The organism is Bacillus mexicanus (assembly GCF_050445615.1).
Taxonomy (GTDB): Bacteria; Bacillota; Bacilli; order Bacillales; family Bacillaceae; genus Bacillus; species Bacillus mexicanus.
In genome coordinates this window covers 84,194-106,668 of record NZ_JBCEYV010000003.1, presented here as the reverse complement: position 1 = coordinate 106,668, position 22,475 = coordinate 84,194, and the positions used below count along the sequence as shown (strand labels likewise).

The 22,475-nt window shown below is 32.8% G+C and carries 36 protein-coding genes and 2 pseudogenes; 30 read left to right on the top strand and 8 right to left on the bottom strand.

Going from position 1 to position 22,475, the window contains the following annotated elements; all coding sequences use genetic code 11:
- The first annotated feature begins 224 nt into the window (after positions 1–224).
- The 6 genes from AAGG74_RS15085 to iscB all read left to right on the top strand — a co-directional run bounded on the left by AAGG74_RS15085 (position 225) and on the right by iscB (position 4,772).
- Positions 225–1,358 carry an RNA-guided endonuclease InsQ/TnpB family protein gene (locus AAGG74_RS15085; RefSeq protein ID WP_429676038.1) on the top strand — a complete coding sequence of 378 codons (1,134 nt, stop codon included), beginning with the start codon at positions 225–227 and terminating at the stop codon, positions 1,356–1,358.
- A gap of 183 nt (positions 1,359–1,541) precedes the next feature.
- Positions 1,542–1,799 (top strand): hypothetical protein, encoded by a 258-nt coding sequence (locus AAGG74_RS15080; RefSeq protein WP_429676037.1) that lies wholly within the window; start codon positions 1,542–1,544, stop codon positions 1,797–1,799.
- Positions 1,800–1,907: 108 nt separating this feature from the next.
- Entirely contained in the window at positions 1,908–2,108 is a 201-nt protein-coding gene (locus AAGG74_RS15075) for a hypothetical protein (protein WP_429676036.1), read from the top strand.
- Positions 2,109–2,807: 699 nt separating this feature from the next.
- The gene (locus AAGG74_RS15070; RefSeq protein WP_429676035.1) at positions 2,808–2,990 is read left to right on the top strand and encodes a hypothetical protein; all 183 of its coding nucleotides are present in this window, start codon (positions 2,808–2,810) and stop codon (positions 2,988–2,990) included.
- 140 nt (positions 2,991–3,130) lie between these two features.
- On the top strand, positions 3,131–3,412 hold the full coding sequence (locus tag AAGG74_RS15065) for a hypothetical protein (RefSeq protein ID WP_429676034.1): 282 nt from the start codon (positions 3,131–3,133) through the stop codon (positions 3,410–3,412).
- A gap of 283 nt (positions 3,413–3,695) precedes the next feature.
- Complete coding sequence (gene iscB / locus AAGG74_RS15060; protein WP_429676033.1) at positions 3,696–4,772, top strand: RNA-guided endonuclease IscB; 1,077 nt, start codon at positions 3,696–3,698, stop codon at positions 4,770–4,772.
- Between the two features lie 87 nt (positions 4,773–4,859).
- Here the strand turns inward: iscB and AAGG74_RS15055 are convergent, their stop codons facing one another.
- Positions 4,860–5,015 carry a hypothetical protein gene (locus AAGG74_RS15055; RefSeq protein ID WP_429676032.1) on the bottom strand — a complete coding sequence of 52 codons (156 nt, stop codon included), beginning with the start codon at positions 5,013–5,015 and terminating at the stop codon, positions 4,860–4,862.
- Positions 5,016–5,355: 340 nt separating this feature from the next.
- On the opposite strand from AAGG74_RS15055, the gene AAGG74_RS15050 reads away from it, so the two are divergent.
- Positions 5,356–5,721, top strand: coding sequence for a hypothetical protein (locus AAGG74_RS15050; protein WP_429676031.1), 366 nt, complete (start codon positions 5,356–5,358; stop codon positions 5,719–5,721).
- A gap of 87 nt (positions 5,722–5,808) precedes the next feature.
- Here AAGG74_RS15050 and AAGG74_RS15045 read toward each other — a convergent pair whose 3' ends face one another.
- Positions 5,809–6,087, bottom strand: coding sequence for a DUF1433 domain-containing protein (locus AAGG74_RS15045; protein WP_429676030.1), 279 nt, complete (start codon positions 6,085–6,087; stop codon positions 5,809–5,811).
- Between the two features lie 126 nt (positions 6,088–6,213).
- On the opposite strand from AAGG74_RS15045, the gene AAGG74_RS15040 reads away from it, so the two are divergent.
- Complete coding sequence (locus AAGG74_RS15040) at positions 6,214–7,638, top strand: lipase (RefSeq protein WP_429676029.1); 1,425 nt, start codon at positions 6,214–6,216, stop codon at positions 7,636–7,638.
- Between the two features lie 12 nt (positions 7,639–7,650).
- Positions 7,651–7,959 (top strand): hypothetical protein, encoded by a 309-nt coding sequence (locus tag AAGG74_RS15035; protein ID WP_429676028.1) that lies wholly within the window; start codon positions 7,651–7,653, stop codon positions 7,957–7,959.
- Between the two features lie 94 nt (positions 7,960–8,053).
- Here AAGG74_RS15035 and AAGG74_RS15030 read toward each other — a convergent pair whose 3' ends face one another.
- Entirely contained in the window at positions 8,054–8,266 is a 213-nt protein-coding gene (locus AAGG74_RS15030; protein ID WP_429676027.1) for a hypothetical protein, read from the bottom strand.
- A 155-nt stretch (positions 8,267–8,421) separates the two neighbouring features.
- Here AAGG74_RS15030 and AAGG74_RS15025 point away from each other — a divergent pair, with 155 nt between their 5' ends.
- From AAGG74_RS15025 to AAGG74_RS15000, 6 genes and pseudogenes are all read left to right on the top strand, one after another.
- On the top strand, positions 8,422–8,772 hold the full coding sequence (locus AAGG74_RS15025; RefSeq protein WP_429676026.1) for a hypothetical protein: 351 nt from the start codon (positions 8,422–8,424) through the stop codon (positions 8,770–8,772).
- Positions 8,773–8,867: 95 nt separating this feature from the next.
- The gene (locus tag AAGG74_RS15020) at positions 8,868–9,035 is read left to right on the top strand and encodes a hypothetical protein (RefSeq protein WP_429676025.1); all 168 of its coding nucleotides are present in this window, start codon (positions 8,868–8,870) and stop codon (positions 9,033–9,035) included.
- 553 nt (positions 9,036–9,588) lie between these two features.
- Positions 9,589–9,990 (top strand): hypothetical protein, encoded by a 402-nt coding sequence (locus tag AAGG74_RS15015; protein WP_429676024.1) that lies wholly within the window; start codon positions 9,589–9,591, stop codon positions 9,988–9,990.
- An 81-nt stretch (positions 9,991–10,071) separates the two neighbouring features.
- Positions 10,072–10,395: a hypothetical protein gene (locus AAGG74_RS15010; protein ID WP_429676023.1), complete on the top strand. Its 324-nt coding sequence runs from the start codon at positions 10,072–10,074 to the stop codon at positions 10,393–10,395.
- 200 nt (positions 10,396–10,595) lie between these two features.
- Positions 10,596–10,910, top strand: a complete 315-nt coding sequence (locus AAGG74_RS15005; RefSeq protein WP_429676022.1) for a hypothetical protein — start codon at positions 10,596–10,598, stop codon at positions 10,908–10,910.
- A gap of 50 nt (positions 10,911–10,960) precedes the next feature.
- A pseudogene (locus AAGG74_RS15000) lies at positions 10,961–11,092 on the top strand (IS1595 family transposase); the annotation flags it as partial.
- A 31-nt stretch (positions 11,093–11,123) separates the two neighbouring features.
- Here AAGG74_RS15000 and AAGG74_RS14995 read toward each other — a convergent pair.
- A complete protein-coding gene (locus AAGG74_RS14995; protein WP_429676021.1) occupies positions 11,124–11,594 on the bottom strand; it encodes a hypothetical protein in 471 nt (156 codons plus the stop codon).
- Between the two features lie 185 nt (positions 11,595–11,779).
- Between AAGG74_RS14995 and AAGG74_RS14990 the strand changes: the two genes are divergently transcribed.
- The 12 genes from AAGG74_RS14990 (at position 11,780) to AAGG74_RS14935 (ending at position 16,622) form a co-directional block, all read left to right on the top strand.
- Positions 11,780–12,016: a hypothetical protein gene (locus AAGG74_RS14990; protein WP_429676020.1), complete on the top strand. Its 237-nt coding sequence runs from the start codon at positions 11,780–11,782 to the stop codon at positions 12,014–12,016.
- A 119-nt stretch (positions 12,017–12,135) separates the two neighbouring features.
- Positions 12,136–12,327, top strand: coding sequence for a hypothetical protein (locus AAGG74_RS14985; protein ID WP_429676019.1), 192 nt, complete (start codon positions 12,136–12,138; stop codon positions 12,325–12,327).
- A gap of 21 nt (positions 12,328–12,348) precedes the next feature.
- The gene (locus tag AAGG74_RS14980) at positions 12,349–12,681 is read left to right on the top strand and encodes a hypothetical protein (protein ID WP_429676018.1); all 333 of its coding nucleotides are present in this window, start codon (positions 12,349–12,351) and stop codon (positions 12,679–12,681) included.
- A 189-nt stretch (positions 12,682–12,870) separates the two neighbouring features.
- Entirely contained in the window at positions 12,871–13,110 is a 240-nt protein-coding gene (locus AAGG74_RS14975) for a hypothetical protein (protein ID WP_429676017.1), read from the top strand.
- Positions 13,111–13,127: 17 nt separating this feature from the next.
- Positions 13,128–13,343 (top strand): hypothetical protein, encoded by a 216-nt coding sequence (locus tag AAGG74_RS14970; RefSeq protein WP_429676016.1) that lies wholly within the window; start codon positions 13,128–13,130, stop codon positions 13,341–13,343.
- A gap of 230 nt (positions 13,344–13,573) precedes the next feature.
- Positions 13,574–13,759: a hypothetical protein gene (locus AAGG74_RS14965; protein WP_429676015.1), complete on the top strand. Its 186-nt coding sequence runs from the start codon at positions 13,574–13,576 to the stop codon at positions 13,757–13,759.
- A gap of 156 nt (positions 13,760–13,915) precedes the next feature.
- On the top strand, positions 13,916–14,065 hold the full coding sequence (locus AAGG74_RS14960; RefSeq protein ID WP_429676014.1) for a hypothetical protein: 150 nt from the start codon (positions 13,916–13,918) through the stop codon (positions 14,063–14,065).
- A 20-nt stretch (positions 14,066–14,085) separates the two neighbouring features.
- A complete protein-coding gene (locus AAGG74_RS14955) occupies positions 14,086–14,337 on the top strand; it encodes a hypothetical protein (RefSeq protein ID WP_429676013.1) in 252 nt (83 codons plus the stop codon).
- Between the two features lie 117 nt (positions 14,338–14,454).
- Positions 14,455–14,661, top strand: a complete 207-nt coding sequence (locus tag AAGG74_RS14950; protein WP_429676012.1) for a hypothetical protein — start codon at positions 14,455–14,457, stop codon at positions 14,659–14,661.
- A gap of 590 nt (positions 14,662–15,251) precedes the next feature.
- Complete coding sequence (locus AAGG74_RS14945; RefSeq protein WP_429676011.1) at positions 15,252–15,812, top strand: hypothetical protein; 561 nt, start codon at positions 15,252–15,254, stop codon at positions 15,810–15,812.
- 61 nt (positions 15,813–15,873) lie between these two features.
- Positions 15,874–16,200 carry a hypothetical protein gene (locus AAGG74_RS14940; protein WP_429676010.1) on the top strand — a complete coding sequence of 109 codons (327 nt, stop codon included), beginning with the start codon at positions 15,874–15,876 and terminating at the stop codon, positions 16,198–16,200.
- Between the two features lie 164 nt (positions 16,201–16,364).
- Positions 16,365–16,622, top strand: a complete 258-nt coding sequence (locus tag AAGG74_RS14935; protein ID WP_429676009.1) for a hypothetical protein — start codon at positions 16,365–16,367, stop codon at positions 16,620–16,622.
- Between the two features lie 147 nt (positions 16,623–16,769).
- Here AAGG74_RS14935 and AAGG74_RS14930 read toward each other — a convergent pair.
- Positions 16,770–17,017: pseudogene (locus AAGG74_RS14930) on the bottom strand (zinc ribbon domain-containing protein); the annotation flags it as partial.
- A gap of 89 nt (positions 17,018–17,106) precedes the next feature.
- Between AAGG74_RS14930 and AAGG74_RS14925 the strand changes: the two are divergent.
- Positions 17,107–17,502 carry a hypothetical protein gene (locus AAGG74_RS14925; protein WP_429676008.1) on the top strand — a complete coding sequence of 132 codons (396 nt, stop codon included), beginning with the start codon at positions 17,107–17,109 and terminating at the stop codon, positions 17,500–17,502.
- Positions 17,503–17,689: 187 nt separating this feature from the next.
- On the top strand, positions 17,690–18,307 hold the full coding sequence (locus tag AAGG74_RS14920; protein ID WP_429676007.1) for a hypothetical protein: 618 nt from the start codon (positions 17,690–17,692) through the stop codon (positions 18,305–18,307).
- A gap of 7 nt (positions 18,308–18,314) precedes the next feature.
- Here AAGG74_RS14920 and AAGG74_RS14915 read toward each other — a convergent pair whose 3' ends face one another.
- The 3 genes from AAGG74_RS14915 to AAGG74_RS14905 all read right to left on the bottom strand — a co-directional run bounded on the left by AAGG74_RS14915 (position 18,315) and on the right by AAGG74_RS14905 (position 21,397).
- Positions 18,315–18,728 (bottom strand): hypothetical protein, encoded by a 414-nt coding sequence (locus tag AAGG74_RS14915; RefSeq protein WP_429676006.1) that lies wholly within the window; start codon positions 18,726–18,728, stop codon positions 18,315–18,317.
- A gap of 149 nt (positions 18,729–18,877) precedes the next feature.
- Positions 18,878–19,918: a hypothetical protein gene (locus AAGG74_RS14910; protein ID WP_429676005.1), complete on the bottom strand. Its 1,041-nt coding sequence runs from the start codon at positions 19,916–19,918 to the stop codon at positions 18,878–18,880.
- Positions 19,919–19,936: 18 nt separating this feature from the next.
- Positions 19,937–21,397 (bottom strand): MBOAT family O-acyltransferase, encoded by a 1,461-nt coding sequence (locus AAGG74_RS14905; RefSeq protein WP_429676004.1) that lies wholly within the window; start codon positions 21,395–21,397, stop codon positions 19,937–19,939.
- Positions 21,398–22,167: 770 nt separating this feature from the next.
- Between AAGG74_RS14905 and AAGG74_RS14900 the strand changes: the two genes are divergently transcribed.
- Complete coding sequence (locus tag AAGG74_RS14900; RefSeq protein WP_429676003.1) at positions 22,168–22,467, top strand: hypothetical protein; 300 nt, start codon at positions 22,168–22,170, stop codon at positions 22,465–22,467.
- The last annotated feature ends 8 nt before the right edge of the window (positions 22,468–22,475 follow it).

Here is a 22,475-nt window from a genome sequence, read left to right as displayed (position 1 = left end):
ATAGCACAGAAAAAAATCTTTTTCGCAAAAATAACTTTATAGGATTTATTATATGAACAGTAAGGATGCTTTTAACAATTGTCGGCGAGAATTCCCCTTCTATAATCTCTGATTTAGGAGGGGATGAATCGCTTTTTTTATTTTCTTCAAGCTGTCTTGTTGCAATGTTTTAGTAACCTTCTATAAAATGAGAACAGAACATTTGTTTTGAGGAGGTGACGAATATGGTTCAAGTTAAGAAAAATAAAGCTTATAAATTTAGATTGGTTCCAACGGCAGAACAAGCTTCAATGTTCGCTAAAACCTTCGGTTGTGTTCGATTTGTCTATAACAAAATGTTAGCCGAACGAAAAGATACATATAAAACTTATAAAAACGATAAAGAAACGCTTAAAAAAATAAAAGAACCTACACCGGCGAAGTATAAACCCGACTTCCCTTTCCTAAAAGAAGTGGATAGTCTCACTTTAGCAAACGCGCAAATGAACTTAAAAAAAGCTTATCAAGCTTTTTTTAAAGGTAATGCTAAGTTTCCTAAGTTCAAATCTAAAAAACATAAGCAAACATTTACAACTAACGTTGTGAACGGAAATATTTTCTTAGAAAACGGCCATATCAAGTTACCTAAAATCAAAACAATGATTAAATTAAGACAGCACAGACAAATTCCGAAAGATCATACCATTAAGTCTGTGACTGTTTCAAAAACAGCCACAGGTAAATTTTATATTTCTATTTTGACGGAATACATTACAGAGACACCGGAGGTGTCTCTTGAAAATGTTCTTGGCTTAGATTTCTCAATGACAAATTTGTTCGTAACAAGCGAAGGTGAAAAAGCCAATTATCCTCGTTTCTACAGAGCGTCGTTAGAAAAACTAAAAAAAGAACAACGTAAATTATCTCGTCGTAAAAAAGGCAGCTCCCGTTGGGACAAACAACGCCTTAAAGTAAGCAAACTTCAAGAAAAGATTGCAAATCAAAGACGAGATTATTTACACAAAAAATCTAGAGAGTTGGCTAATACATTCGATTGCATTGTGATCGAAGATCTCAATATGCAATCAATGTCTAAAGCCCTTAACTTCGGCAAAAGTGTTGCCGACAACGGATGGGGTATGTTTACTACATTCTTAGCATACAAACTCGAGGACCAAGGAAAACAGCTTATCAAAATCGATAAATGGTTTCCATCATCTAAAAAATGTTCTAAATGCGGCGAGGTTAAAGAAAACCTTCCCCTTTCTGAACGTTTATTTGAATGCGGCTGCGGTAACATTATGGATCGAGATCATAATGCAGCAATCAATATACAAGAAGAAGGAAAAAGACTCCTACAAAACATTGTAGCAGCCTAATTATATATATATCATAAGCCGTCGGAACCCAGGCTATAGCTCGGTCCATTTCGAACCGTTAGGTTCGATTACCCGAGAAGATGCCCCATCTATAATGGGTGCATACCCATTTAGGTGGGGAGGTTCACAACTCATTGTTATATTTAAAGTGAACAAAAAATAGTTGGAGAAGGGGGAAAATGTATGAGAGTTAAAATCAAATCAAAAAAGTATGGGATCCCTGAATTTCAGTTTGGGAAAAAATATTATGTTGCCTACGCAGGGGTGACATATGGTGAGGAATTTACCTTCACTAGAAAAAACGTGTTTGAGTTCTCATCGTATGACTATTTGACGGATAACAAAAAGAAAAGAACCTTTTCCCATCGAACATCTAAGAAGAAGTTTAAAGAGTTGATTAAAATAAATTGCTTTCATTTTATTAGCGAGACAGATGATTAATACATACACAAGGCAGCCATTTAAAAGCTGCTTTTTTTTGCTTTTTTTCCGTTTGAAGTTAAAGTGAGTCTAAAATGGTTGAAGAAAGCAAAAAGGAGGAGAAGGTGTATGAATGAATTGATGAAGCCTTTAGATACCCAGGAAGAAGTTGAGGCATTTGAAAAATGGTTAAAAGAACTAAGCTTGACTAAACTCAATAGCTTAGTGGGTTTTTTCTGGCTGGAAGGTAAGACCAATAAAAAAAATTATCTGGCTTTATCTTTCAAGGGAAACCTAGTAAAAAGTGAAATAAAAAGACGAACTAAGTAGTATTGAGTTATTTTTATAAATCTTACTTAGTAACAAAATGAAAGAAGTGGGTTTTGGATGAATGAAATGGTACCAATGGAATTCACAAGGGACACAATTTTTGTGTTATTTCACTCTGTCTTGGTTAGGGATAAATTTATCTTGAATAGACAAAATGTTCATTTCACGCAAATATTAAATGAATTATGGAAAGAAATTTCCGACAAACATAAAATCGAATATCTTTTCCATCAAAAAATCAGAAACAGATTAGACTATTGGTCCGTTTCTTACGAAGATGATCTAATACGATTAGAAATTCCAAAAAATTTAGAGCAATAATAAACTTGAGAGGGAACTAATATATGAGTTTTGGGATTATTCTAAGCTTTTTGAGTTATATTGTTTTTGCTGTGAGTTGGGTAACCACAATTGTCGCTAATTACTTATATGTAAAAAGAAAAAAAGATTCTAGGTTAACATTTGCCAAAGTAATATATTTGTACTGTTGCTCTGTTGCAAGTTCATTCAGTGCCTTTTTTGTGTTAATATTACAATTCTTGATTGGCTAATTTGCGCAGGGTGTTGATAAAATGGATTTAGAAGAAATCGTGTGAATTGCTGAGGCATACTTTATGAAAGTGGATGAAATAAAATTCTGATTACTAAGTGAAAGTTGATTGATCATACATAATACATACTGAAAAAGGTGATTAACCAGTGAAAACTGAAAAAGAAATTAGGAATGAAATTGAAACTCTAGAAGGCGATAAAACTCGAATTCTTGAGGCATTTAGGAATAAAAATATTCCTCAAGACGTTTTCAAATCAATGACAGAGGAAAAGCAATCAATGATTGCGGCGTTGTATTGGGTATTAGGTGAAAATGATAGATGGGATTAATATTACAACATAACTAGCTAAATACAAGAGTTAAGACAGTATCATAAGTGCTGTCTTTTTAATTTTTTTCAAGCAAAAATAAATGTTCATATATAATAGTAAATAGATGCTACATAAAAGCAGCAAAGGACTGAATAATGATGATAAAATATGAAACTCTTTTAAGTTTAAAAGAAGATCACAACGATCTCGGATTAAAAAGTACTATCTACTTCATTTCCGATCTACCAAGAAATATTGCAACTAAAAAAACAAACTTAATCATTTCTACACCAACATTCAAAGGGTTAGGAGTCGGTTCCGGAATTTGTACTTTTGTGCTTACAAAAGAGCAAGTTGATGAGTTATTCGAAGTGTTGGATAAAACATTTGATGAATATGCAGAAGAACTTCAAAGAGGGTTTTATGAAGAAATGAACTAATATTACAGACAAGATGCAGCTGTTATAAACGGCTGCTATTTTTTTATATCTTTTTTTGTGTTATTATCATTGAGTGTAAAATGGGCAACCGCCAGCTACTCTTTGTTGTAGCGGCTTATAGGAAACTACAAGTCAGTTGTTTAGCCTCAGTGAGAACTACGTTCATCTAGAATATATAGGCACCCAGGAATGCTCCACAAGTTCCTTGCACTGCGGGCAATGGTTAAACATCTCTGATTGGCAGGAGAAGTGCTGTTGCTGAAAACCTATTTGAACATTGGCGATGTGGACCTACCACCTTTATGGTGAGTTAAGTTATCCGAGAGGATTGATTTATTTGGTTTATGTGGTCTCTAAGAATGGGAACCCATTGAATCCTACGAATCCTGCAAAAGCTAGGAAATTATTAAAAAGTGGAAAGGCCAAAGCTATTACAACGAAGCCTTTTACCATACAGTTGCAATATGAAACCCCTGAATATACTCAGCCTTTTACTTTAGGGATTGATTCAGATTATTCGATTGTTGGATTTTCGGTAATATCAAAAGATAAAGAAATTATCTGTGGAGAAGTAAAACTTCTTCAAGGAATCAAAAATCGGTTAGAAGAACGACGCTTATATCGTAGAATGAGACGTAACCATCTTCGTTATAGAAAACCCAGGTTTGAAAATAGAAAGAGAAGAGAAGGATGGTTAGGGCCTTCGCTTCAACACAAATTAGATAGTCATATTCGATTTATTGAAAAAATGAAACGTATCTTACCAATAAAAAATGTGATTGTTGAAATTACAAACTTTAACGTGCAAAAGATTAAAAACTCAACTTTTCAAGAAATTGAGAATCAATTGATAGAACAGTATGGATTTTCAAGCATTACATACGGGTTTAAAACAAAAGCAAAGAGAAACAAATTAGGATTGGATAAAACACCACACAATGATGCTTTTATCGTAGCTGGAGGGTTAAACCAGGAACGTTGCACCCCATTAACCTTTACTCAAGTTCGGCGCAATAATCGTTCTTTAGAAAGGTTTAGGGATGCTAAGTACATTGACATAAGAACGGGGAAGCAAGCTCCGGCAACAGAATTAAGCAATGGTCGTAAAACAAGAAACAAAAACAAAAACACCGAGAATCTTCGATGTTATCGTGGCAAGAAAGTGCTTAAAGGGATGAGAATCATTCGTCATCAACGTTATTTCTATCAACCGAATGATTTGGTCAAGTTCAACGGACACATATGCAAAGTAATCGGAACAATTAACAAAGGAAAGAGTGTTCGTCTGGATATAGGGAAGAACCCTAATCCTGCAAAATTAAATCCTTATCGATTTGCTAAGGGGATTGTGGCAGTTTGAAAAACAGGTTAGATCAATTTTGTCATTTACAGAAACAACTGATAAAAAGAACTCCAAAATTAAATAGAGTTCTTTGCTTTTATTGTATTAACCGCATTTATTACAGAAGCTGCCGTAATGCGGGTTATCATCATAAATAGGCCAAATTTTTCCTCCGCAAACACATTCTTTAGGAAAATGAGCTAATGGGTCTAGAGTTTGTTCAGGAACATATATATCTAATTCTCTATCTGCGTCAAACATATGATTCGCGCTCCTTTTTTTGATTTTCGATATAATACCATTTATTTTTTCTATTAGTGGAAAAAATAAAAAGTTTTACGAAAACAGTTTTATGACAATTGGATATTCGTTCGATAAAGTAATATAATAACTGTGCTTATTCATCTCCTCAGAAAAAGGTGCAAAACAAAAACCTCTTGCGGACTGCTCATCTGCTTAAAGAGGTTTTTTATATTGATTGATTTTGGTGAAGGAAAGTAGAAAAAGACAAATACACTTTCCTTTTTTGTTTTTTTACATTCTGTTTGAATTTAGAATTATGATGTATTTAATAGAAAAAAAGGAGTTGTAAAAAAGAAAAATGGATTCACAAGCGATCAAATTAGAAAACGTGTTGGCCGGTATGACATTTACAATTTATTTTGAGAATGAATTAGAAGAAGAAATTTCTTTACTTGTGGAAAATGCTAAAGACATTGAAAAAAATATGAAACTGTATTTCGAAAAGGCCTGGGAGGAATTGTTCTATAAAGAATGGGATGGAGAACCTATTGAAGGAGTTACATTCGAAGGGATATCATTCTACAACTCTGATAATAGCATTGCTCAGGTATATATGGGTATTGAAGGGCAACACAAAAAGTCTAATGTGATAATTGACACAGCTGCACTTAGTGTTGAAAATGATGAAAAATTAAGAAAAATAAGTGAGATTATTCGTAAATAAATAATTGATAATAAACAAAGAAACCGCTCTGAAACAATTCAGAAGCGGTTTTATATTTGATTTGTTCAGTAGTTTAATTGAGCTGAATTATCTCGTACAGAGCTTATCTTTGCACTCTTCCTTGGGTTCGGCATCTACTGTGTAGGAAAGAATTTCTTTATTGTCCGGATCATATAAGCCTTCAAATTCCTGCTTGCCATCAGTATGGCCTTTAACAGTAACTCCGCCCAGGGGGTCAATAAAATAATCATCAGAAAATCCAATACTGTCAACAACAAAGTTAGTCTTCAGAAAATGCTCCATATGATTTCGGGCTTCTTTGAATAAGGCTAGTTCTTTTTCTTTTTGATCGTGTTCATACTTCATAAACAACCCTCCAACTGCTATAATTATTAAAAAAAGGATAATTATGTACTTGTTGACGTTCTTTTTCTTGCTCAATCAAAACCAGCCCTTTCTTATCCATTTTTTAAAAATAAAAAGGTGATGTGTATGAGTGATAAGATAAAAGTTCCTAAAGTACCAGATAAAACCTATTATACACTTAGTCGGGAATCTTACAACAGAGAGCGGTTAGATAGACTTTTGAAATCCGGTAAACCTATTAAAACGGATCAAAATTCTAGTTGGTTTGTTGAAGAGGTTAAAAGAGACTTTGATACCGGACTAGATGCTGTGGTAGTTTCTCAGGGAATCAAAAATTCAAAAGGGGAGTGGGTAAAAACTAAATCTCCCAAAAACGTTATTATTGCATTTGCCGGGACAGATCCCGTAAATCAACTAAGGCAAGATGTTATTAAAGCTGATGCTGGTAATGTAGTGCTTGGCCTTAATCCCAAGACAGGAATAAATTATATCGTTGAAAAAAACACCAAAGACCCCTCTAAAACTCTCACCAAATACGTTGGAACTCCATCTCAAGAAGCAATGCTTGCTACAGGAAAATATAAATTGATAACCAAGACATCACAGTTTGACCAAGCTGATCAACTTGTGAACAAAATCAAAAAGAAATATCAAGGAACCTCTACAGTTATTTCTGCAACAGGTCACTCGCTTGGAGGTGCTGAAGCGGAATACAGTGCTGTCAATAATGATATATATGCAGTTGCCTTTAATAATCCCTCCATAGTTAAACTTCACAGTAAAGAAAAACAAAAAGAAATCAACAACGGAGTATATGAGCCATATATCCGCTCCTTTATTAATCCAGATGATATGGTAGGGGCCGGCTGGTGGTACGAGTACGAAAGACATAACGGAACGACGATTTTCACAAAAGATCCTTCCATAGCGCGTGCAATGCGGGAGGAAAGAATGAGTGGGAGACCCAGTTCTGTGATTGGGAAAAACACAGCTTATTTTCTGCTCACAACTGTTTTTAGGAATCCTGATACCCATATGATAAGCAAAAAGAACTTTGCCTTTGATAATGACGGGAACATTGCCAGCATAAATGGAGATGATCTGATTTATGTTAAAAATTTGGATGCAATATTGCCGGCAGCAGTTGTGGGTGGGAGCGAAGCAATAAAAGTAACCCCTAGCAGCGCAAGAAAATTGTCTGAAAAGGTTCAACATATGGTAGAAGACCTTCAAAAAATAAAGAAAGAAGCTGAAAATGCATATCAGGAACACGATGAAAAAATATCTGAATTAAAAGGGGATTTATATGGGCAAGTTGGACACGGATTTTATGACTTGCTTAACGAACAGGATGTTAACAATGCATTAGAAGAGATTGCATTATCTTTGGATAAAGGGCCAATTTTCTATGATGTTCAAACAGAACAGACCTACATAGATGCATTGAATAATGCTATTCGAGATCTAGACGATATTGGTTCATTTTTGAATGAAATCGCCAATAAATTCGAAGAAAAGGACAATCTGCTAGCAAACTGGTTAAGAAGATAGGGGAGCTTACTAATGACCTTGGATAAACTTCTTGAACAAAAAGATGATCCGATGAGAAAAAGATTGCAGCAACAAATGCTTAAGGTTGGGGTAAGGGAAAGCGTTAATTCTAAATTGGAATTAATAAAAAACGACCTTAAGACTAAACTGAAAGTAGATGCATTGCAGGGCGAACTAAATGAGGTATACTCATCTCTTTTATACGATTTTTCAGGTAAGAGCCAAAAGGCCATTGCCACTAGAATCAGTGAATCCGTGAAAGTAATTAATGATACTGAAAATCGCGGAGAAGATTTTATAAACAGTTTTAAAACTAGATAAAAAGATTTTGAAGAAATAAAAAAGCAATGGGAATCCCATATGCTTTTTTATTTTTTGCTTAATGTGATTTATAGCTATGTGTTGCTTAGTATAATCAATATTGCTGATAGAATTCTTTTTCGAGTTCGAATCTAGTTCTGTTTAGCTTCTCCGCCAAGTAATCGATAAATGCATTTTGCCTTTCTAATATTTTCTCTTGATACAATTCATAATCGTAATCTGCTTCTGATAATTCTATGGCTAAATCTTTAGGGAGATTCATTGAACCAATAAAACTTTTTAATAACTCTTTTTGATTGCTGTTCATATAGGCCTCCAATGTTTCTGAAGAATCTTAATTTCTTATTAAGCTGAATTTGAACATTACCTTTTTCTTTTGTTTGAGTTTTGTTCGTGTTTTTTTCTCACTTATCGTTTTGTATGTTTTATGATGAATAAAATAAAACATTGGAGAGTGATCAGGTGACTAAAAATCAAGAACTATTGAAGGTGATCGAAGAAAACCCAGGAAGAGAATTAGTACTTATGTATCCCAGCGAGGGATCTGAATACTCTTATACAATGGGGAAGGCTTCTAAAATTATAATTGATGAATATGTAATTGATGATGCCGATGGTCGTGTGTGGTACCGTACTCAAGATGAAGATGAATTAAAAGAAAAACTATGGAATGAAATTGCTGGTATGACACTTGGCTTTGGAGTAAAGCTAACCGATGACCAAGAGAAACATATAAATGAAAAAGTGGATGCAGAAGTAGCCAAAATGAATTGGAAGCCGGCTGTGGTTGTCTATATATCATCTTCGTATTGAGGTTACATAGAAATCAAATGATCAATACAACAAATGACATAATTGTTAACAGTATAAAGGTGAAAAATTAAAGATAGAGGTAAGGTGTATTTCAATTGGATGAAAAATTAATGGAATTAATAACTTTTGCGAGCCAACAAATAGAAGGTTTAAAGTGGACACAAAGAAAACAACCAGAACTAAAAGAAATTATCAAACTTAGAACTGAAGAAACAAAGCAAACAATAGATGATCTCATAAAATATATTAAGGAAAGTTTTTAGTGGTAGGAGTGTTATATGATAACGAGATATGATCACAAGGCATCTGAAGGTCTAATTAAGTGCCTATATATCGATTTCAAGAGGTTTAGGGTGTTAATAGCGCTAAGCGAAACAGTTTGGTATACCAAAGGAAAAAAACAGCTTATCCCTATATCATTTGATGGAAATCAATTGTTTGTTTATAAATTGGCATTAGGCATAAGAAAAAAATAAAGCAGTAAACAATATGAAAATAAAAATAAAAATAAACTAAATAAGGAGCTTTAAAAATGGATTCTAAAATTAACTAACTATTAAAGGAACTTGAAATAGAAGTGAAAAAATCAATCGCAGTAAAAGCAGTAGATGCTGGGAATCTAAAAAACATTAGCCGAATTCAAACCGAAATTAATCGATTAAAGCAAGAAAACAATAACTAATAAGTTTTAATAAGTATATTGTTTGTGCGCAATCTATTACCACGAGAACGCATTATATCAACATTAATAAAAGGAAATCAAGATAGCTGATCTTTTTATTTTATTAGAAAGAAATTTGATCAGGAGATGGTTTTTTGGATAAAGAACAAATATATAACGAATTTGCATTGCTTCCAAAGGATGATGGAACCTTCCAAAGATATAAGCAAATCTTTCTAAAACACCCTCAATCGAATCGAGATAAGCTAATTCGTGCTTGCAAAGAATTTACTGAGTACGTCAATTTTTGTATGGAGACATACATTGGATTTCGTTCTAAGTTGGATGGGCGATACAAACAGTTTCCTAAAGAAGAACTTAATATGAATGATTTCATTATTAAGTTGTATGAAACCAAGCAGGCTGTAAAACTAGATACCGATTTGAGTACAATCAATTACCCGAACATTGCTGGTTTATTGAAGATGGTCGCTTTAGGAGAAGATTATGAAGTGGTGTTTAATAGGCTATTAGATGGGAAGACCTTCTTAAAATAGATCCATTCCAGTGAGTTTTGTTTTTTCTCCCGTTTTTGATTTTTTCGTATTAAAATTTAAAAAATGGGAAGGAAGATTTAAATGACAGAGATGTTTCATTGTACGCCTATTTCGAATATGGAATCAATTCTAAAAGACGGTTTAATACCACAGATAGGACCAAGATCTAAAAAACTTGAAGAAGAAGCGGGTGTTTTCTTGTTTGCATCCTATGAAGCCTGTGAAGATGCGTTAATGGGTTGGCTAGGGAGTGAATTTGAGGAACTAGGTGCTGAACCGGTTGTATTAAAAGTGGTAGTTCCGGATGATTTCTTGCTAGAAGAAACGGTAGAATGGGAACGTGTTTCACGAGTAAAAATTGAACCACAATACATTGAATTTTTTCAATTTGAAGGAAACTTTTAAGAACAAAATTTGTGTTCGCAACTAACATAATAGCAGTGTTAACATTTGAAAAATGAATAAGAAACTCTGAAAATCAAAATAATCCAATCGAGTGGCTTGAGCCGCTCTCTTTTTGGTTTTTGTGTGATCTTTATCGCGAATTTTCAGCAATACTTATTTAGCAGATCTAAAAATATAATATTCGATGAAGGGGAGAGGTTATGGTGAAAATCAAAAACACTCAAATCAAGACAGTCTATAGACGATGGGAAAGTATTTATAACAATCCAGAAATAGAAATGTCTAAACGTATGAAGGCATATTCTATTATGCAAAATATAGGGGCCCTAGCAGAAGTGTACGAAAAGGGAACAGAGTTGGATAATGACGACATTGATGATTTATTCTTAGCCTGGGGAGAAGGAATGTGGCCATTGTTACCCGAGCAAAGAGGCTCGTTGCTAAAAAAGTTAAAGGAACAAAAATGTCTTAATGTTGAGGGAAAAAATGATAAAGGAGTAAAGGAAAATAATTGACCAGAACAAATTTAAAACTGGTGATAATGGAGTGATTAACATTAGTAAAAAGTTACCTTTATTGGTTCCGATGGCTCGAATTAGAGAAAAATTTAGCATTTGATAAACGTGTGGAACAAATGCTTATTTCAGCTTGTCAAAAATCCAAAAACACTACTGTTGAGATGCTTAAAAGTTCATAAAAAAGAGACGGAAAAATCCATCTCCACAAATCTAAAATAGTAATTTTATGTCTTTGATTTTTTGGAATGTCTCTTCAAGAGATTTTTTTTCTGTTGCGAAAGGGAACCAGATGCAAACTTCGTGTCTTGCCATAAATCCTGTTTCCTTACCTAACATCACATTAAAGTCTACTAATTTGTTAATTTCATTCACAACATTTTCTAAATGCTTCCATATTTTCTGAGCAGAAGAATTTTTCCACTCATCTGAGTAATAATGTTTATCATCGTTCCAGTTGTCCCCATCAGGATGCGGAAACTCTTGTAAGGCTAAAATACCAACTTCTCCATTTATTTCAACAAGATACTGAAGCCACTCATTATCAACACAATTATTTTCATACCATTCGTAAATGTTATCTGCAATTTCTTTGTGTCCTATTTCTTCGCCTAAAGTATTTGTTAAATAAATTTCATTTTGTTCATTTAAATTGATAATGCTCATTTCTTTCATCCCTCTCATTGTTAGTTTCTCTTATATTTTAACTGACTTTTAATTTATCTGTGGAAAAATAAAAAACTTTGCGAAAACAACCTAAATAAAAGACCTTTCTAAAAGGTCTTTTTTGTTTTTTCTCTATTTCATTTATTTATGGCTTAATATGTTGGTAAGAACCACAAATAACTAAATCTAAAGGAGACATAAAAATGAAAACTGATAAGCAAAAAATAAAAGACATTAAAAACGCAATTGAAGATGAGATTACTTCTACTAATGTTTTTATTTCCAAGTTGAATGAAATCTGTTCATCACCTAAAAAAATAAAGCTCACAAACGAAGCTCGTGAAGGTCTAATACAGACAACAAATAATTTAAACATAGAGTTAGAAGCACTTCATAATATTAAAAATAAAATCGAAGATATAACAGAATCATTGCATTGAATAAAGATGGAGGAAGAATAATGAAAAAATATAGAGTGGATACATCAAATTGAAGTACAGAAGAATACGCAGATATAGAAAAAGCTCTCGGAAAATATGAATTAATTAAGGATAAATCAATGGGTGAAGGTGTCGATATGGATAGTTATGTTGAGTTGGTGTCCAGTGACAATGATTTTGACGATTACGAGATTTTTAAACGAGCAACAATAGTTTTAGATGAAGAGAAAATTGCACAAAGTAGTCCCGGAGATAAAGGATACGATTTTGACTTTTGGGCAAAATGGAAAGAAACAATTGAAATTAACTAAAAAAATAAATGAGGGATAATAGTGAATTGTTTTTTGACTGGAATGAAAAAATGTTTAGAAGAAGGAATGGAACTTTTGCGAGATGACTCCAAGGGAATTACTTCTTTCGATGATCTTGAGATCCAGGTTTGGAAGCAAACTTGGCCGGATACCACATTAGGATTTGGTGGAATAGGTGGACAAGAAATATCTTCAGTTTATACAGTTGTTGTAATGAATGCTATCTTCACTGAATGTGTTGTTTTCCACGGTATGAGATTGGCTTACAAAACAGACTTAACCAAAGAAATTTCAGAAAGAATTTCTAAAAACAATTTATTGGGGAAATTTGATTTTCATAGAAAAACAAAATAATAAAATTCCAAAGACCGATTTAATACGGTCTTTTTTTTATTTCTGATGTTATTTTAAATGTTTTTTTGATTTTTTTATTTTTCGAAGATTTTATGCGGAGTTTAATGTTATAATCTGAAAAGATAATTGAATTTAAAAAAATATTAACAGGTAAAGCTTATTGATAACAAAATAAAGGTGGTTTTTTTAATGGAAAAACAGATAGCAAAAAAAAATGTAAATAAAAAAGAAAATCACACAATATTAAATGGGCGTTTTGCTGCCTTGGATTTCATCAGTGATTTTATAATCAAGAATCCTAACGCCTCAATGGGTGATATTACAGACCATATTGCAACAGAAATTGTTGAATCGTTAGAGAAGACTTCTGAACTAAGAAAAGAGATTCAAACGGAATATGGAACTGAAAATAAGACTGTGGTTCACTAAGGAAAGAAGGGTATAAAATGAACAATACAAAACAAGCAAAGGTCAATAAATATGGACAATTAATGGGTTATTTTTCTGAACTGGGTTCTATTCACCAATTCTTGAAAGATGAAGAAGGTGGCTTCTCAAAAGACGAATTAATGGTGTTAATCAAACTTAGAATGCAACGTGTTCACGATCAAATGACAGAAATAGAAAACAAACATAGAAGTTGGGAATTAAAGCTTAGCTAACAGAACACGGAGGAATTACATAAGTGAAAATAGGTTTGTTTTTTCTTGTATACATAGGATTATTATTGTTGATAACTTTATTGTGGAGAACATATGAACTTAAAACATTTGGAGAAATACAACCAGATTGGTTTGATACTATAATTGCGGAAGTATTAGCTTGCTCATTAAGTATTAATTTCATTTTATTGTTTAAGAAAATCAGAAAGTGCTGAAGGGATAAAATTGGAATGGAAAAATATCAAGTCATAAAAATAATTAAAGAAGGCGGAAATATCATAGCCAGAGAAGGAGAGATACTTTATGTTTATATGGATTACAGGCGTATCGGGGGACAAAAAGTCTTAATGAAAGAAGACGAGTATATCTGTGATGTAGGAAGCGAACTTGAAAAGGAAAATTGTAAAAAACTTTAAAAAAATGAATAAAAAAGGCAGGGTATTTTATGGAGAATATTGAATTAAACACTATTGCCTTCAATCAATACTATTTGCTTCATCAGTAATAGATAATTTTCAAGTTTATATCTTGTGAATAAAAAAAGTGCTTACAATAAAAAGGAGAATTTGAAAATGACTTCTAGACACGATGAAGCAATGGAACTAGCACAAACTGTAGTAAAATTAATTTATTATATTGATGAGGAAAGTATAGATGGGGCAGAAACTTTGGATTGTACAATCCTGAAATTAAAAGATATTATTAAAACTATGGAAAAATAATAAGTGAAGGGGAATTTCAGATGTACCTTAATTTACTTCCTGGTGATTTAATTGTGAATGAGTGGGATGAAAAGCCGATTGAAACGTTAGCATCTAAACATTACCTCTTAGAAAAATCGGGATATGTTTTTGAATCAAAGGATGAAGATAGGCTAAATGTTTACTTTAATTATCAAAATAAGAAAAATAAAGACATAATAAGAATTACATTTTGTAGAAGAGAAGCAGTTAATCCATATATGAACGAAAAAAATTTAACTCGGCTAACCTAACAGCTGAGTTTTTTGTTTTTTTGTCAAACTATTAATAAAATCATTTATTATATTGTTATAATATGTGATATAGAGATGAGATTAATCATTTCTTATCGATAAAGGAGATAGAAACATATGCATTTGAATATGATACCAGGAGATCTTGTAATCTGTGAATGGGAAAATAATAAACCATATGAGAGGCTATTGAAAATGCAGATGAGTCTAGAAAATATGGGTTACAGATTAGAATCAAAAAAAGAGGATTCTTTGAATATATATTTTGCATATACAAATGAAATTAAAGGAGATAGAAAAAAAATCACTTTTTGTAAAATGTGACTTGATACACGTTAAACTCAGCTGAATGCAGCTGAGTTTTTTTTCATCTGTTTGTATTATATGGATTATTATTTTTGAGGTTCTAATGGGGTTAGGAAGGGCAAGTAAGAACCGAAGATGTTTTTTAAAAACACAAAAATCCCAGAGGTTACAGCCCCTAGGATTTTAAGTGCTTTGATGTGACCAGACTGTTGCAAAATCTGATCATTGTTAATTCTATCCTCATTACGTATTATTGCAAGTTGTATGTGTGTGACATATTTATCGCACTTGATGGTTAGCCGGTTTTTCAACAGCGGAATTAATAAATTCTGGGTTTTTTATCAAAATCGAAGATTATTAATCAGCTTGCTAAACCTTACTCCCGTAAGGAAAATAAAATGATTTTCACAGTGAGGACAAAGGTTAAGAAGGGAAGAAAAATAAGGATTTTGTTAATTATAGATCTAAATGCAGAAAATTTTCTTTAGAGAAGCAATCTAAAACATACAAGACATACGAGACAGTGGTGATTATCGCCACTGTTTTCTTATTTTATAAAAGGATATTACATAAATAATTACTACAGTTGTAAAAAAGGGGTGGAAAATATGAATACAAAAGCGATCGAAAAACTAATTAGAGATTATTTCAGTGGGAATTTTTATAAAATAAAACATATACTAGGTGTGGTCGAAGAAATGAAAGAGTACATTGAAAAACGAAATTTACAAAAAAGTACTAAAGAAAACCTTTTGCAACTGGCATACTTACACGATATAGGTCATTCAAATAAAGTTATAAAAACAGGATTTTATCCACTTGATGGAGCTTTATTTTGCGAAAAGATAGGGTGTGTTAAGGAAGTTGTGGATGCTGTAATGTTCCAATCTGGAGCATTTAAAAATGTTAAAAGAAACTTTCCTGATTTGTTAGAACAATACCATAATCGAAATTATTACCGTAGTGAAACTTCTAATAAATATATTGAACTCATTACATACTGTGAATTGCATCGATCTTTTTTAGGGCAAAAGATTAGCATAGAAGAAAAAATTGAAGAAACAGATCGAGAATATGGAAAACATCATTACATCGCAAGTGAATTAAGAAATAACAAACCATCGATGATGAAATTAATAAATAGAGTCGAAAGTTACGATGAATTCTAATGTTTTTTCTCAAAAAAAACTTAATACAGTATAATAAAGGAAAACAAAAGGATGTGGTGATATGTTAAACGATAAGTTCAGAGTGCAGTTAAAGTCTAGAGAAGACGGAAGTGAACTAATTATTTATCCTTCTTTAACCGATCAACGCGATGGACTAATTGCTCTTCCTATAGAATTGGATAAATGGGAGGTTAAAAAAGTAGATCAAACAACAGGGTTGTTCGATATGAATAAGAAAGAAATTTTCTTTGGACATCAAGTAATAGACAAAAAGGGGAATGAATTTGAAGTTACGATTAACGATTTCACTCAAGCAGCTGTAATAGATGGAGAAACAGGGCAAGAGGAACTGTATAAGTGTTGTAGCCGAGTCGCAGTAATAGAGTGAACCTCCTCACCTAAATGCGTGTGCACCCATTATAGATGGGGCATCTTCTAACGATTTCACTCAAGCAGCTGTAATAGATGGAGAAACAGGGCAAGTGGAACTGTATAAGTATTGTCCAGACGATAGTAAGTATCAGGAAAATGAATGGAAAAGGAGGAGTTATAATGAGCGATCTTTATTATAAAATTCTAGGTGGCTGCACTCGTGAAGACGGTAATGAGTACGTCACAGTCGTAACAATGCAGTGGTTTGACGAGGGTGACTATGATCAGGAAAGGTTTTTTCGGGATGAAGATGGAGACACTTTAGTATTTTATGAAGAAAATGAAGCCATTCAATGGTTATTCGACAATATTAAAGAAGAGTGCATTGATCCAGAGTATCGAAACCTGAGATTTAATCAGTCTAAATATATGAAATAAGGAGCCGAGTCACAGTAATAGAGTGAACCTCCTCACCTAAAATGAGCTCATTATGATGGGCATCTTCTCGGGTGATCGAACCTAACGGATCGAAATGGACCGAGCTATAACCTGGGTTCCGAGGGCTTATGGTTTATATAAAATTAATTAGGCTGCTACAATGTTTTGTAGGAGTCTTTTTCCTTCTTCTCTGATGTTGATGGCTGTGTGTTATAGTCGCGGTCAATAACAGAACCACATACGCATTCAAATAAACGTTCAGAAAGGGGAAGGCTTTATTTAACCTCGCCGCATTTTGAACATTTTTTTGATGACGGAAACCATTTATCAATTTTGATAAGACGTTTTCCTTGATCCTCGAGCTTGTATGCTAAGAATGTGGTAAACATAACCCAACATAATGCAATCGAATATTTTGTTAGCGGGAATTCTTGTGAATAATTTCCGAAAAAATCCAAATCAGAAAATTAAAGAGGTGTAAAGAATGAATAAAGTTTATTATAGTGGAGAAGAGCCAATGATTGGTGATGTTATAGGTAGTGCATATGAAGATCAAGATACAATTTCGAAAGTTATGGAAATTAACTCGGATGGTACCATTAATATTAATTTTGGAAATATGGGGTATATGGATGGGAATAATCCAGATGATTTCATATTACTTAACAGAAAACCGTTGGAATACCATTTATATCTTTGCAAAGGTAATATAACAGGAGGCGAATTCTCTGATGTAGTGGCTGCTACTGACGAAAAAGATGCTGAAAAGAAATTTAAGAAACAGCTCATCGGTGATAATCGTTGTCGCTATCTAAGCGATATTCGTGTAGAGAAGGTTAACATCAATGGATTTAAGATAAAGGTAGAGAAAGAGCTTTAATAGTTTTATAAATGCTTATCGCGAAGCAGTGGAATGGACTCAAGTACATTTAACAATGTGTGGAACGATAGATGTATACCAAGAGGCAGCTGATAGTTTCAGTTGCTTTTTTTATTTGCGCTCCTCCCTAATCGACTGTAAAAGCTTCAAACTGAATGTTAATATAAGGATGATCAGAAAAAGGAGAGTGATTATTATTCCAATTTTCAATTTGGAAACACAGTTAGAAGATGCTTTGCAGTATATGTGTTCTGATTTAGAAGATAGCAAACTATTGAAAGAATTAGACCCAAGTTCTGAGGATTACTATCATCACAGCCAAATTAAATACATACCCGAGATATTAATGCGTAATTATGAAAAAAGTCTTGTTGCGGATTGGATGAAATATGTTTTAGGTGTTGAAGATGAAAATAAATATGGAAAGGTAGAGATAAGTAAAAAGTTTAAGAACATAGATGAGTTAAGTTTTTCGTTCTTCCAATTCATTTCAACAATTATTCATTTTGCTTTAGAGGAAATGGGATTGGATAAAGATTGGCTCTTTGAAAATGTGAAAGGGGTGAATTATTTTTTTGTTGGCCGAAAACATAAACCGGTGTTATTTTTCTTGTTAGATAAAGAAGTTGAGGAAAAATATGATGTATTGGAACATTTCGTCTTCTGTTTCCGTAAATATATTGAAATTGAAATTAAATTTTTTACCGAGGAAGACCGGGTTTTTGAGTCTTTGTTCTATCAAGATATAAGTTTATCTCGAGCAAGGATAGATAAAATTTTAAAAAAACAAAAGAATGCAAAATAAAAAAGAGCTAATTTTTAGCTCTTTTTTGTTGTTGAAGTTTATGAAGAAGGTTACTAATGGATTCGCGTCTTAGTTTTCCTGTTCTTAAATAGGTCGTTTTTAAAACTTCTTTCATTAACCCTTTATCAATTAAATTCTCGTTGTGCATTTTAGGGCCTATTCTACGTGGTTCGACATAAAATGGGTTTATAAAATAATTTTTTTGACATTCAAACACTATTCCTATATCAAGTAGTCTATTGTAGTGTTTTTTGAATAAGTTAGAATTACTGTAGTCGCAAATTTGGAAGAGTTGTTTATTATCAGATAAAACAATTTTGTTGTTTGCATTTAACTTTAAATATAAAAGAAATAAAATTCGAGTTTCTTTCGTGTTAAGATGGTTGAACCAATGATCTGGATTGTACTGCCTTCGATCCAAACACTCCACCCCCATACATTTTTTGTATTATAATTTAAATATTAACACAAAATCCTTGATATGGCTTTTGTCAATAGAAATAAAGGTTGAAAAAATCACTGGTGAAAAAGTAATAAAAAACAGGCTCCTTTTTATAGGGCCTGTTTTTTTTAATGGTTGTTCGACTCAACACTATTTAAATAATCATCTAAGTTATTTTTATTAACGATTCGAAGAATATCTTTGTGTTGTTTTGGTTTTTCCATCGCTTTGATCATTTTGCTTCCAACGGAAGGATAATAGTGAAACCAGTCAAAATAATTATTCATATCAGTTGTAATAGGAGTATGCCCTTGAAAACTATAAACTTCTCCAAATACTTCAATCAACTCTTTTATATATTTTTCGTAAGCTGATCTGTGTTCCTTATTATCAAGGATTAAGTCTAATCTTTTTGCTGGGATTGGATCAGTAAAAACGACAAATTTTGTATCAGGATATGCATTTTTTATCTGAAGAAGTTTCTTTTTAAAATCTTTGTCATAATTGTACTTTTTTGTGCTTGATGATTCAAAAGATTGCTTAAAACGATCCCACAATACATCTAATCTGTCATTAGGATATGTGGTCTGTGCGATGTTATCTCGAGTATAACTCCGTGGACCACTATAATAGTTTGCTTTTGACGCTTTATAGTTATCGATAGAAGATTGTAGCGTACTGAATGAGAAAAGGGAAGTGATCTTATAAAATGGATCCTCTGATTTGTTTATATAAACAGAAGGGACTTGGTTAGGCATTTTAGTTGAAGAATCATAAGAATTCACATACAGTTCCATATAAATCGTTTTAAAATCTCTACCATTTTTCTTTGTTGCATATTTAATATAAGGAAGATATTCATCTATATGAAGTGCGCTTAATGAATAGTTAAAAACTTTTTCTTTTTGGAATTCTTTTTCGCTCATATAGGTAACTCTGCTTGTTCCGATCATTAAACTATCATATTTAAAATCTTTTCTGCTGTTAATATAGTTTGTTTTTTGCTGCCTCTCGTCAAAGCCTATTTGATAGTCATTGTATTTGTTTTTATGTGAAAAATTCCAAAGGGGATCAATATAGTAATTGAACCCCATTAGAGCAGAAACCGGTAATACAATAACAACCAAGGAAGTGAGAAGAAGGCGCTTCATCCATTGTTTTGAATTCAAGGTCATCATCACACCTTATTAAAAATTGAAGTATAGAAAGACGCTGTTCTTTTGCATATAAAAGATGCTGACAAGCACAATAAGCATAAAAACCTGGCAGTAAACCACGGATGCCCAATTAAATTTAAACTTTTCTAAGAGATCAATTGAACTCTTTGAAATCAAAGAAACTAGGATTAATAGGGATAAAGATAAGATAATAAGTTTGGAATTATCGAATGAAACAGTTCCAATTTTGTAAGAAGCAGAAGTGGCAAAGCTCCTAATTGGATGTGAAAAAATGTTTGATAAATCAGTCCAGTCAAAGTGGAACATTTTTGAGATAATCGCATTGGCTTGCGTTACGTTATCCGCTCTAAAGTAAACCCACGCAAGATTGATGAACTGAAAGGTTATAAACCAGGAAAGCCAATAAGGAAGGTTAATCTTCGTTTTCCCCCATAACCTTACGACAACAGAAGCTAAACCGTGTAAAACTCCCCAAATAATAAATGTCCATCCTGCTCCGTGCCAAAATCCGCTAATAAAGAACACGATAAGGATGTTGATATACGTTCTTACAGAACCTTTACGACTACCACCTAAAGGGAAATAGACATACTGTGTTAGAAATCGATTTAGCGTCATATGCCATTTTTTCCAGAACTCTTGAATATTTCTTACTTTATACGGAGAATGGAAGTTGGCCGGCAATTTAATGTTGAAGAGAAGTGCTAAACCAATGGCCATATCACAGTATCCGCTGAAATCGAAATATAATTGGATAGTGTAGGAGAGAGAAGTTAACCAGGATTCTGAGAATGTGAGGGATTGATACTTAGAAAAACCGTCGTTTGCCCAAATAGCAACTGTATCGGCAATGGCAACTTTCTTTACTAGGCCGATTAAAAAGATGAAGATTCCTTTTGAAATGTTATCAAGATTAATCCGCTTGTTTTCTTTTGTTTCGAACTGGGGGATCACTTCTTTGTGATGGACAATAGGTCCTGCGATAAGCTGCGGAAAGAACGTAGCAAATAACGCAAAAGTTGTAAATGTGTAATCCTTTGTTTCTCCTTTGTACGTATCCACTAGGTAAGCGATTTTTTGGAAAGTAATAAAACTCAAACCGAGGGGGAGAACGAGGTGGAGCAAGTTGAAATCAGTTCCTAAAACAAAGTTTGTGTTGGAAATGAAAAAATCTGCATACTTGTAATAACCTAATAGAGAAACGTTAAATAATATTCCTATGGTCAAGAGTATTCTTTTCTTCTTAATATCCTCTGATCTGTTCATTAACGAACCAATCAAGAAATTTAACGAAATCGATATAGCTATAAGGATTAAATACTTTGGATTAAAATAACCGTAAAAGAAAAGTGAGCCGGCTACTAACCAAAGTATTGATAATCGATTAAAGTTAAAGTGATTTAAGAGGTAATACCCAATAAACACTACAGGCAGGAATAAGAAGATAAAAACAAATGAATTAAATAGCATCCTATCACTCTCGCTGTATTAAATTTTCATATAGGTATTCTATTTTATGTTTTTTAAAAAAACTATATCAGATCAGGGGATTTGGGCAGAAGAAATGTGGTAGGTTAATAATTTGATGTTTAACTGTCTAACCTGGATGTGTTATGGGAAGGCGATAGTGACTTGGTATCTATCTTTTCTGGTTAAAGGTTAGAAATACCGTCAACTTATAAAGTGTAATTTCGAGCTTTTTGTATGTTGCTAAGATTTAATCGAAACATAAAAAAGGACCAAAAATTAGGTCCTAGACTAGTGTTGTAAAATTGTTATCTTAACGCGATTATTTGTTTTATTTGGAAACGATCGCTTTAATTTGAAAGTTGTGGTCACATTCTTAACATTTGTATCTATCCCATCCACCGTAATTATCTTCATATGATAATTTTTTATTTTCGCCACATTGGTCACAATACAAATCTTTGTTATATTGTTCTTCTGTCATAAATTACGTCTCCTTCTTGTTACGATTTTTTTGATTATACAACACAAATTTGATTTTTGTTGAAAAAAGCAATTGTAAAAGGTGAAAACCAAAATTGTACATTGTTAGAGGAGGAAGGCACTTCGCCTTCTTTTTTGTGTTCAAACGAAAAAGTAAGAAAAAGCGAGAAATCAGAAGTTTTTCCTATAATCGTCATAGAAACATCATAGGGAAAATGGCTGCATAGCGGATTTAACAAAGACAAATACCTATAATAAACTGCTAATAACAAGTGAAAGGGGAGAAGGATATGAAAAACGAAAAAGCTTTTACAGAGTGGGATCACGAATTGGTTCCGTCATCATATGGAGAATTAACAGGGAAGAAACGGTATTATCGAGTTTCTTATGGAGCAGCATACTGGCATTCAACGGATCCTAACCAAATACATAAAGCTTGCACTGTATTTGTTCAGTTTGGAAACAATCTGGATTTTAAGATAGCGAAATCGAGAAATGAAATTAAAGATAAATATCCCTGTCATATCTTAGATTGCGATTTGAAAGAAGTGCTGAGAGCTATTGAAAAGCTTAAAGTAAGAAACGCTTAATAAATAGG

What these genes read in the sequence shown, in the direction of transcription:
- AAGG74_RS15085 (WP_429676038.1), top strand. Translation starts at nt 225, where the DNA reads ATGGTTCAAGTTAAGAAAAATAAAGCTTATAAATTTAGATTGGTTCCA.
- AAGG74_RS15080 (WP_429676037.1), top strand. Translation starts at nt 1,542, where the DNA reads ATGAGAGTTAAAATCAAATCAAAAAAGTATGGGATCCCTGAATTTCAG.
- AAGG74_RS15075 (WP_429676036.1), top strand. Translation starts at nt 1,908, where the DNA reads ATGAATGAATTGATGAAGCCTTTAGATACCCAGGAAGAAGTTGAGGCA.
- AAGG74_RS15065 (WP_429676034.1), top strand. Translation starts at nt 3,131, where the DNA reads ATGATAAAATATGAAACTCTTTTAAGTTTAAAAGAAGATCACAACGAT.
- iscB (WP_429676033.1), top strand. Translation starts at nt 3,696, where the DNA reads ATGTGGACCTACCACCTTTATGGTGAGTTAAGTTATCCGAGAGGATTG.
- AAGG74_RS15055 (WP_429676032.1), bottom strand. Translation starts at nt 5,015, where the DNA reads ATGTTTGACGCAGATAGAGAATTAGATATATATGTTCCTGAACAAACT.
- AAGG74_RS15050 (WP_429676031.1), top strand. Translation starts at nt 5,356, where the DNA reads ATGGATTCACAAGCGATCAAATTAGAAAACGTGTTGGCCGGTATGACA.
- AAGG74_RS15045 (WP_429676030.1), bottom strand. Translation starts at nt 6,087, where the DNA reads ATGAAGTATGAACACGATCAAAAAGAAAAAGAACTAGCCTTATTCAAA.
- AAGG74_RS15040 (WP_429676029.1), top strand. Translation starts at nt 6,214, where the DNA reads ATGAGTGATAAGATAAAAGTTCCTAAAGTACCAGATAAAACCTATTAT.
- AAGG74_RS15035 (WP_429676028.1), top strand. Translation starts at nt 7,651, where the DNA reads ATGACCTTGGATAAACTTCTTGAACAAAAAGATGATCCGATGAGAAAA.
- AAGG74_RS15030 (WP_429676027.1), bottom strand. Translation starts at nt 8,266, where the DNA reads ATGAACAGCAATCAAAAAGAGTTATTAAAAAGTTTTATTGGTTCAATG.
- AAGG74_RS15010 (WP_429676023.1), top strand. Translation starts at nt 10,072, where the DNA reads ATGACAGAGATGTTTCATTGTACGCCTATTTCGAATATGGAATCAATT.
- AAGG74_RS15005 (WP_429676022.1), top strand. Translation starts at nt 10,596, where the DNA reads ATGGTGAAAATCAAAAACACTCAAATCAAGACAGTCTATAGACGATGG.
- AAGG74_RS14995 (WP_429676021.1), bottom strand. Translation starts at nt 11,594, where the DNA reads ATGAGAGGGATGAAAGAAATGAGCATTATCAATTTAAATGAACAAAAT.
- AAGG74_RS14990 (WP_429676020.1), top strand. Translation starts at nt 11,780, where the DNA reads ATGAAAACTGATAAGCAAAAAATAAAAGACATTAAAAACGCAATTGAA.
- AAGG74_RS14985 (WP_429676019.1), top strand. Translation starts at nt 12,136, where the DNA reads ATGGGTGAAGGTGTCGATATGGATAGTTATGTTGAGTTGGTGTCCAGT.
- AAGG74_RS14975 (WP_429676017.1), top strand. Translation starts at nt 12,871, where the DNA reads ATGGAAAAACAGATAGCAAAAAAAAATGTAAATAAAAAAGAAAATCAC.
- AAGG74_RS14970 (WP_429676016.1), top strand. Translation starts at nt 13,128, where the DNA reads ATGAACAATACAAAACAAGCAAAGGTCAATAAATATGGACAATTAATG.
- AAGG74_RS14965 (WP_429676015.1), top strand. Translation starts at nt 13,574, where the DNA reads ATGGAAAAATATCAAGTCATAAAAATAATTAAAGAAGGCGGAAATATC.
- AAGG74_RS14960 (WP_429676014.1), top strand. Translation starts at nt 13,916, where the DNA reads ATGACTTCTAGACACGATGAAGCAATGGAACTAGCACAAACTGTAGTA.
- AAGG74_RS14955 (WP_429676013.1), top strand. Translation starts at nt 14,086, where the DNA reads ATGTACCTTAATTTACTTCCTGGTGATTTAATTGTGAATGAGTGGGAT.
- AAGG74_RS14950 (WP_429676012.1), top strand. Translation starts at nt 14,455, where the DNA reads ATGCATTTGAATATGATACCAGGAGATCTTGTAATCTGTGAATGGGAA.
- AAGG74_RS14945 (WP_429676011.1), top strand. Translation starts at nt 15,252, where the DNA reads ATGAATACAAAAGCGATCGAAAAACTAATTAGAGATTATTTCAGTGGG.
- AAGG74_RS14940 (WP_429676010.1), top strand. Translation starts at nt 15,874, where the DNA reads ATGTTAAACGATAAGTTCAGAGTGCAGTTAAAGTCTAGAGAAGACGGA.
- AAGG74_RS14935 (WP_429676009.1), top strand. Translation starts at nt 16,365, where the DNA reads ATGAGCGATCTTTATTATAAAATTCTAGGTGGCTGCACTCGTGAAGAC.
- AAGG74_RS14925 (WP_429676008.1), top strand. Translation starts at nt 17,107, where the DNA reads ATGAATAAAGTTTATTATAGTGGAGAAGAGCCAATGATTGGTGATGTT.
- AAGG74_RS14905 (WP_429676004.1), bottom strand. Translation starts at nt 21,397, where the DNA reads ATGCTATTTAATTCATTTGTTTTTATCTTCTTATTCCTGCCTGTAGTG.
- AAGG74_RS14900 (WP_429676003.1), top strand. Translation starts at nt 22,168, where the DNA reads ATGAAAAACGAAAAAGCTTTTACAGAGTGGGATCACGAATTGGTTCCG.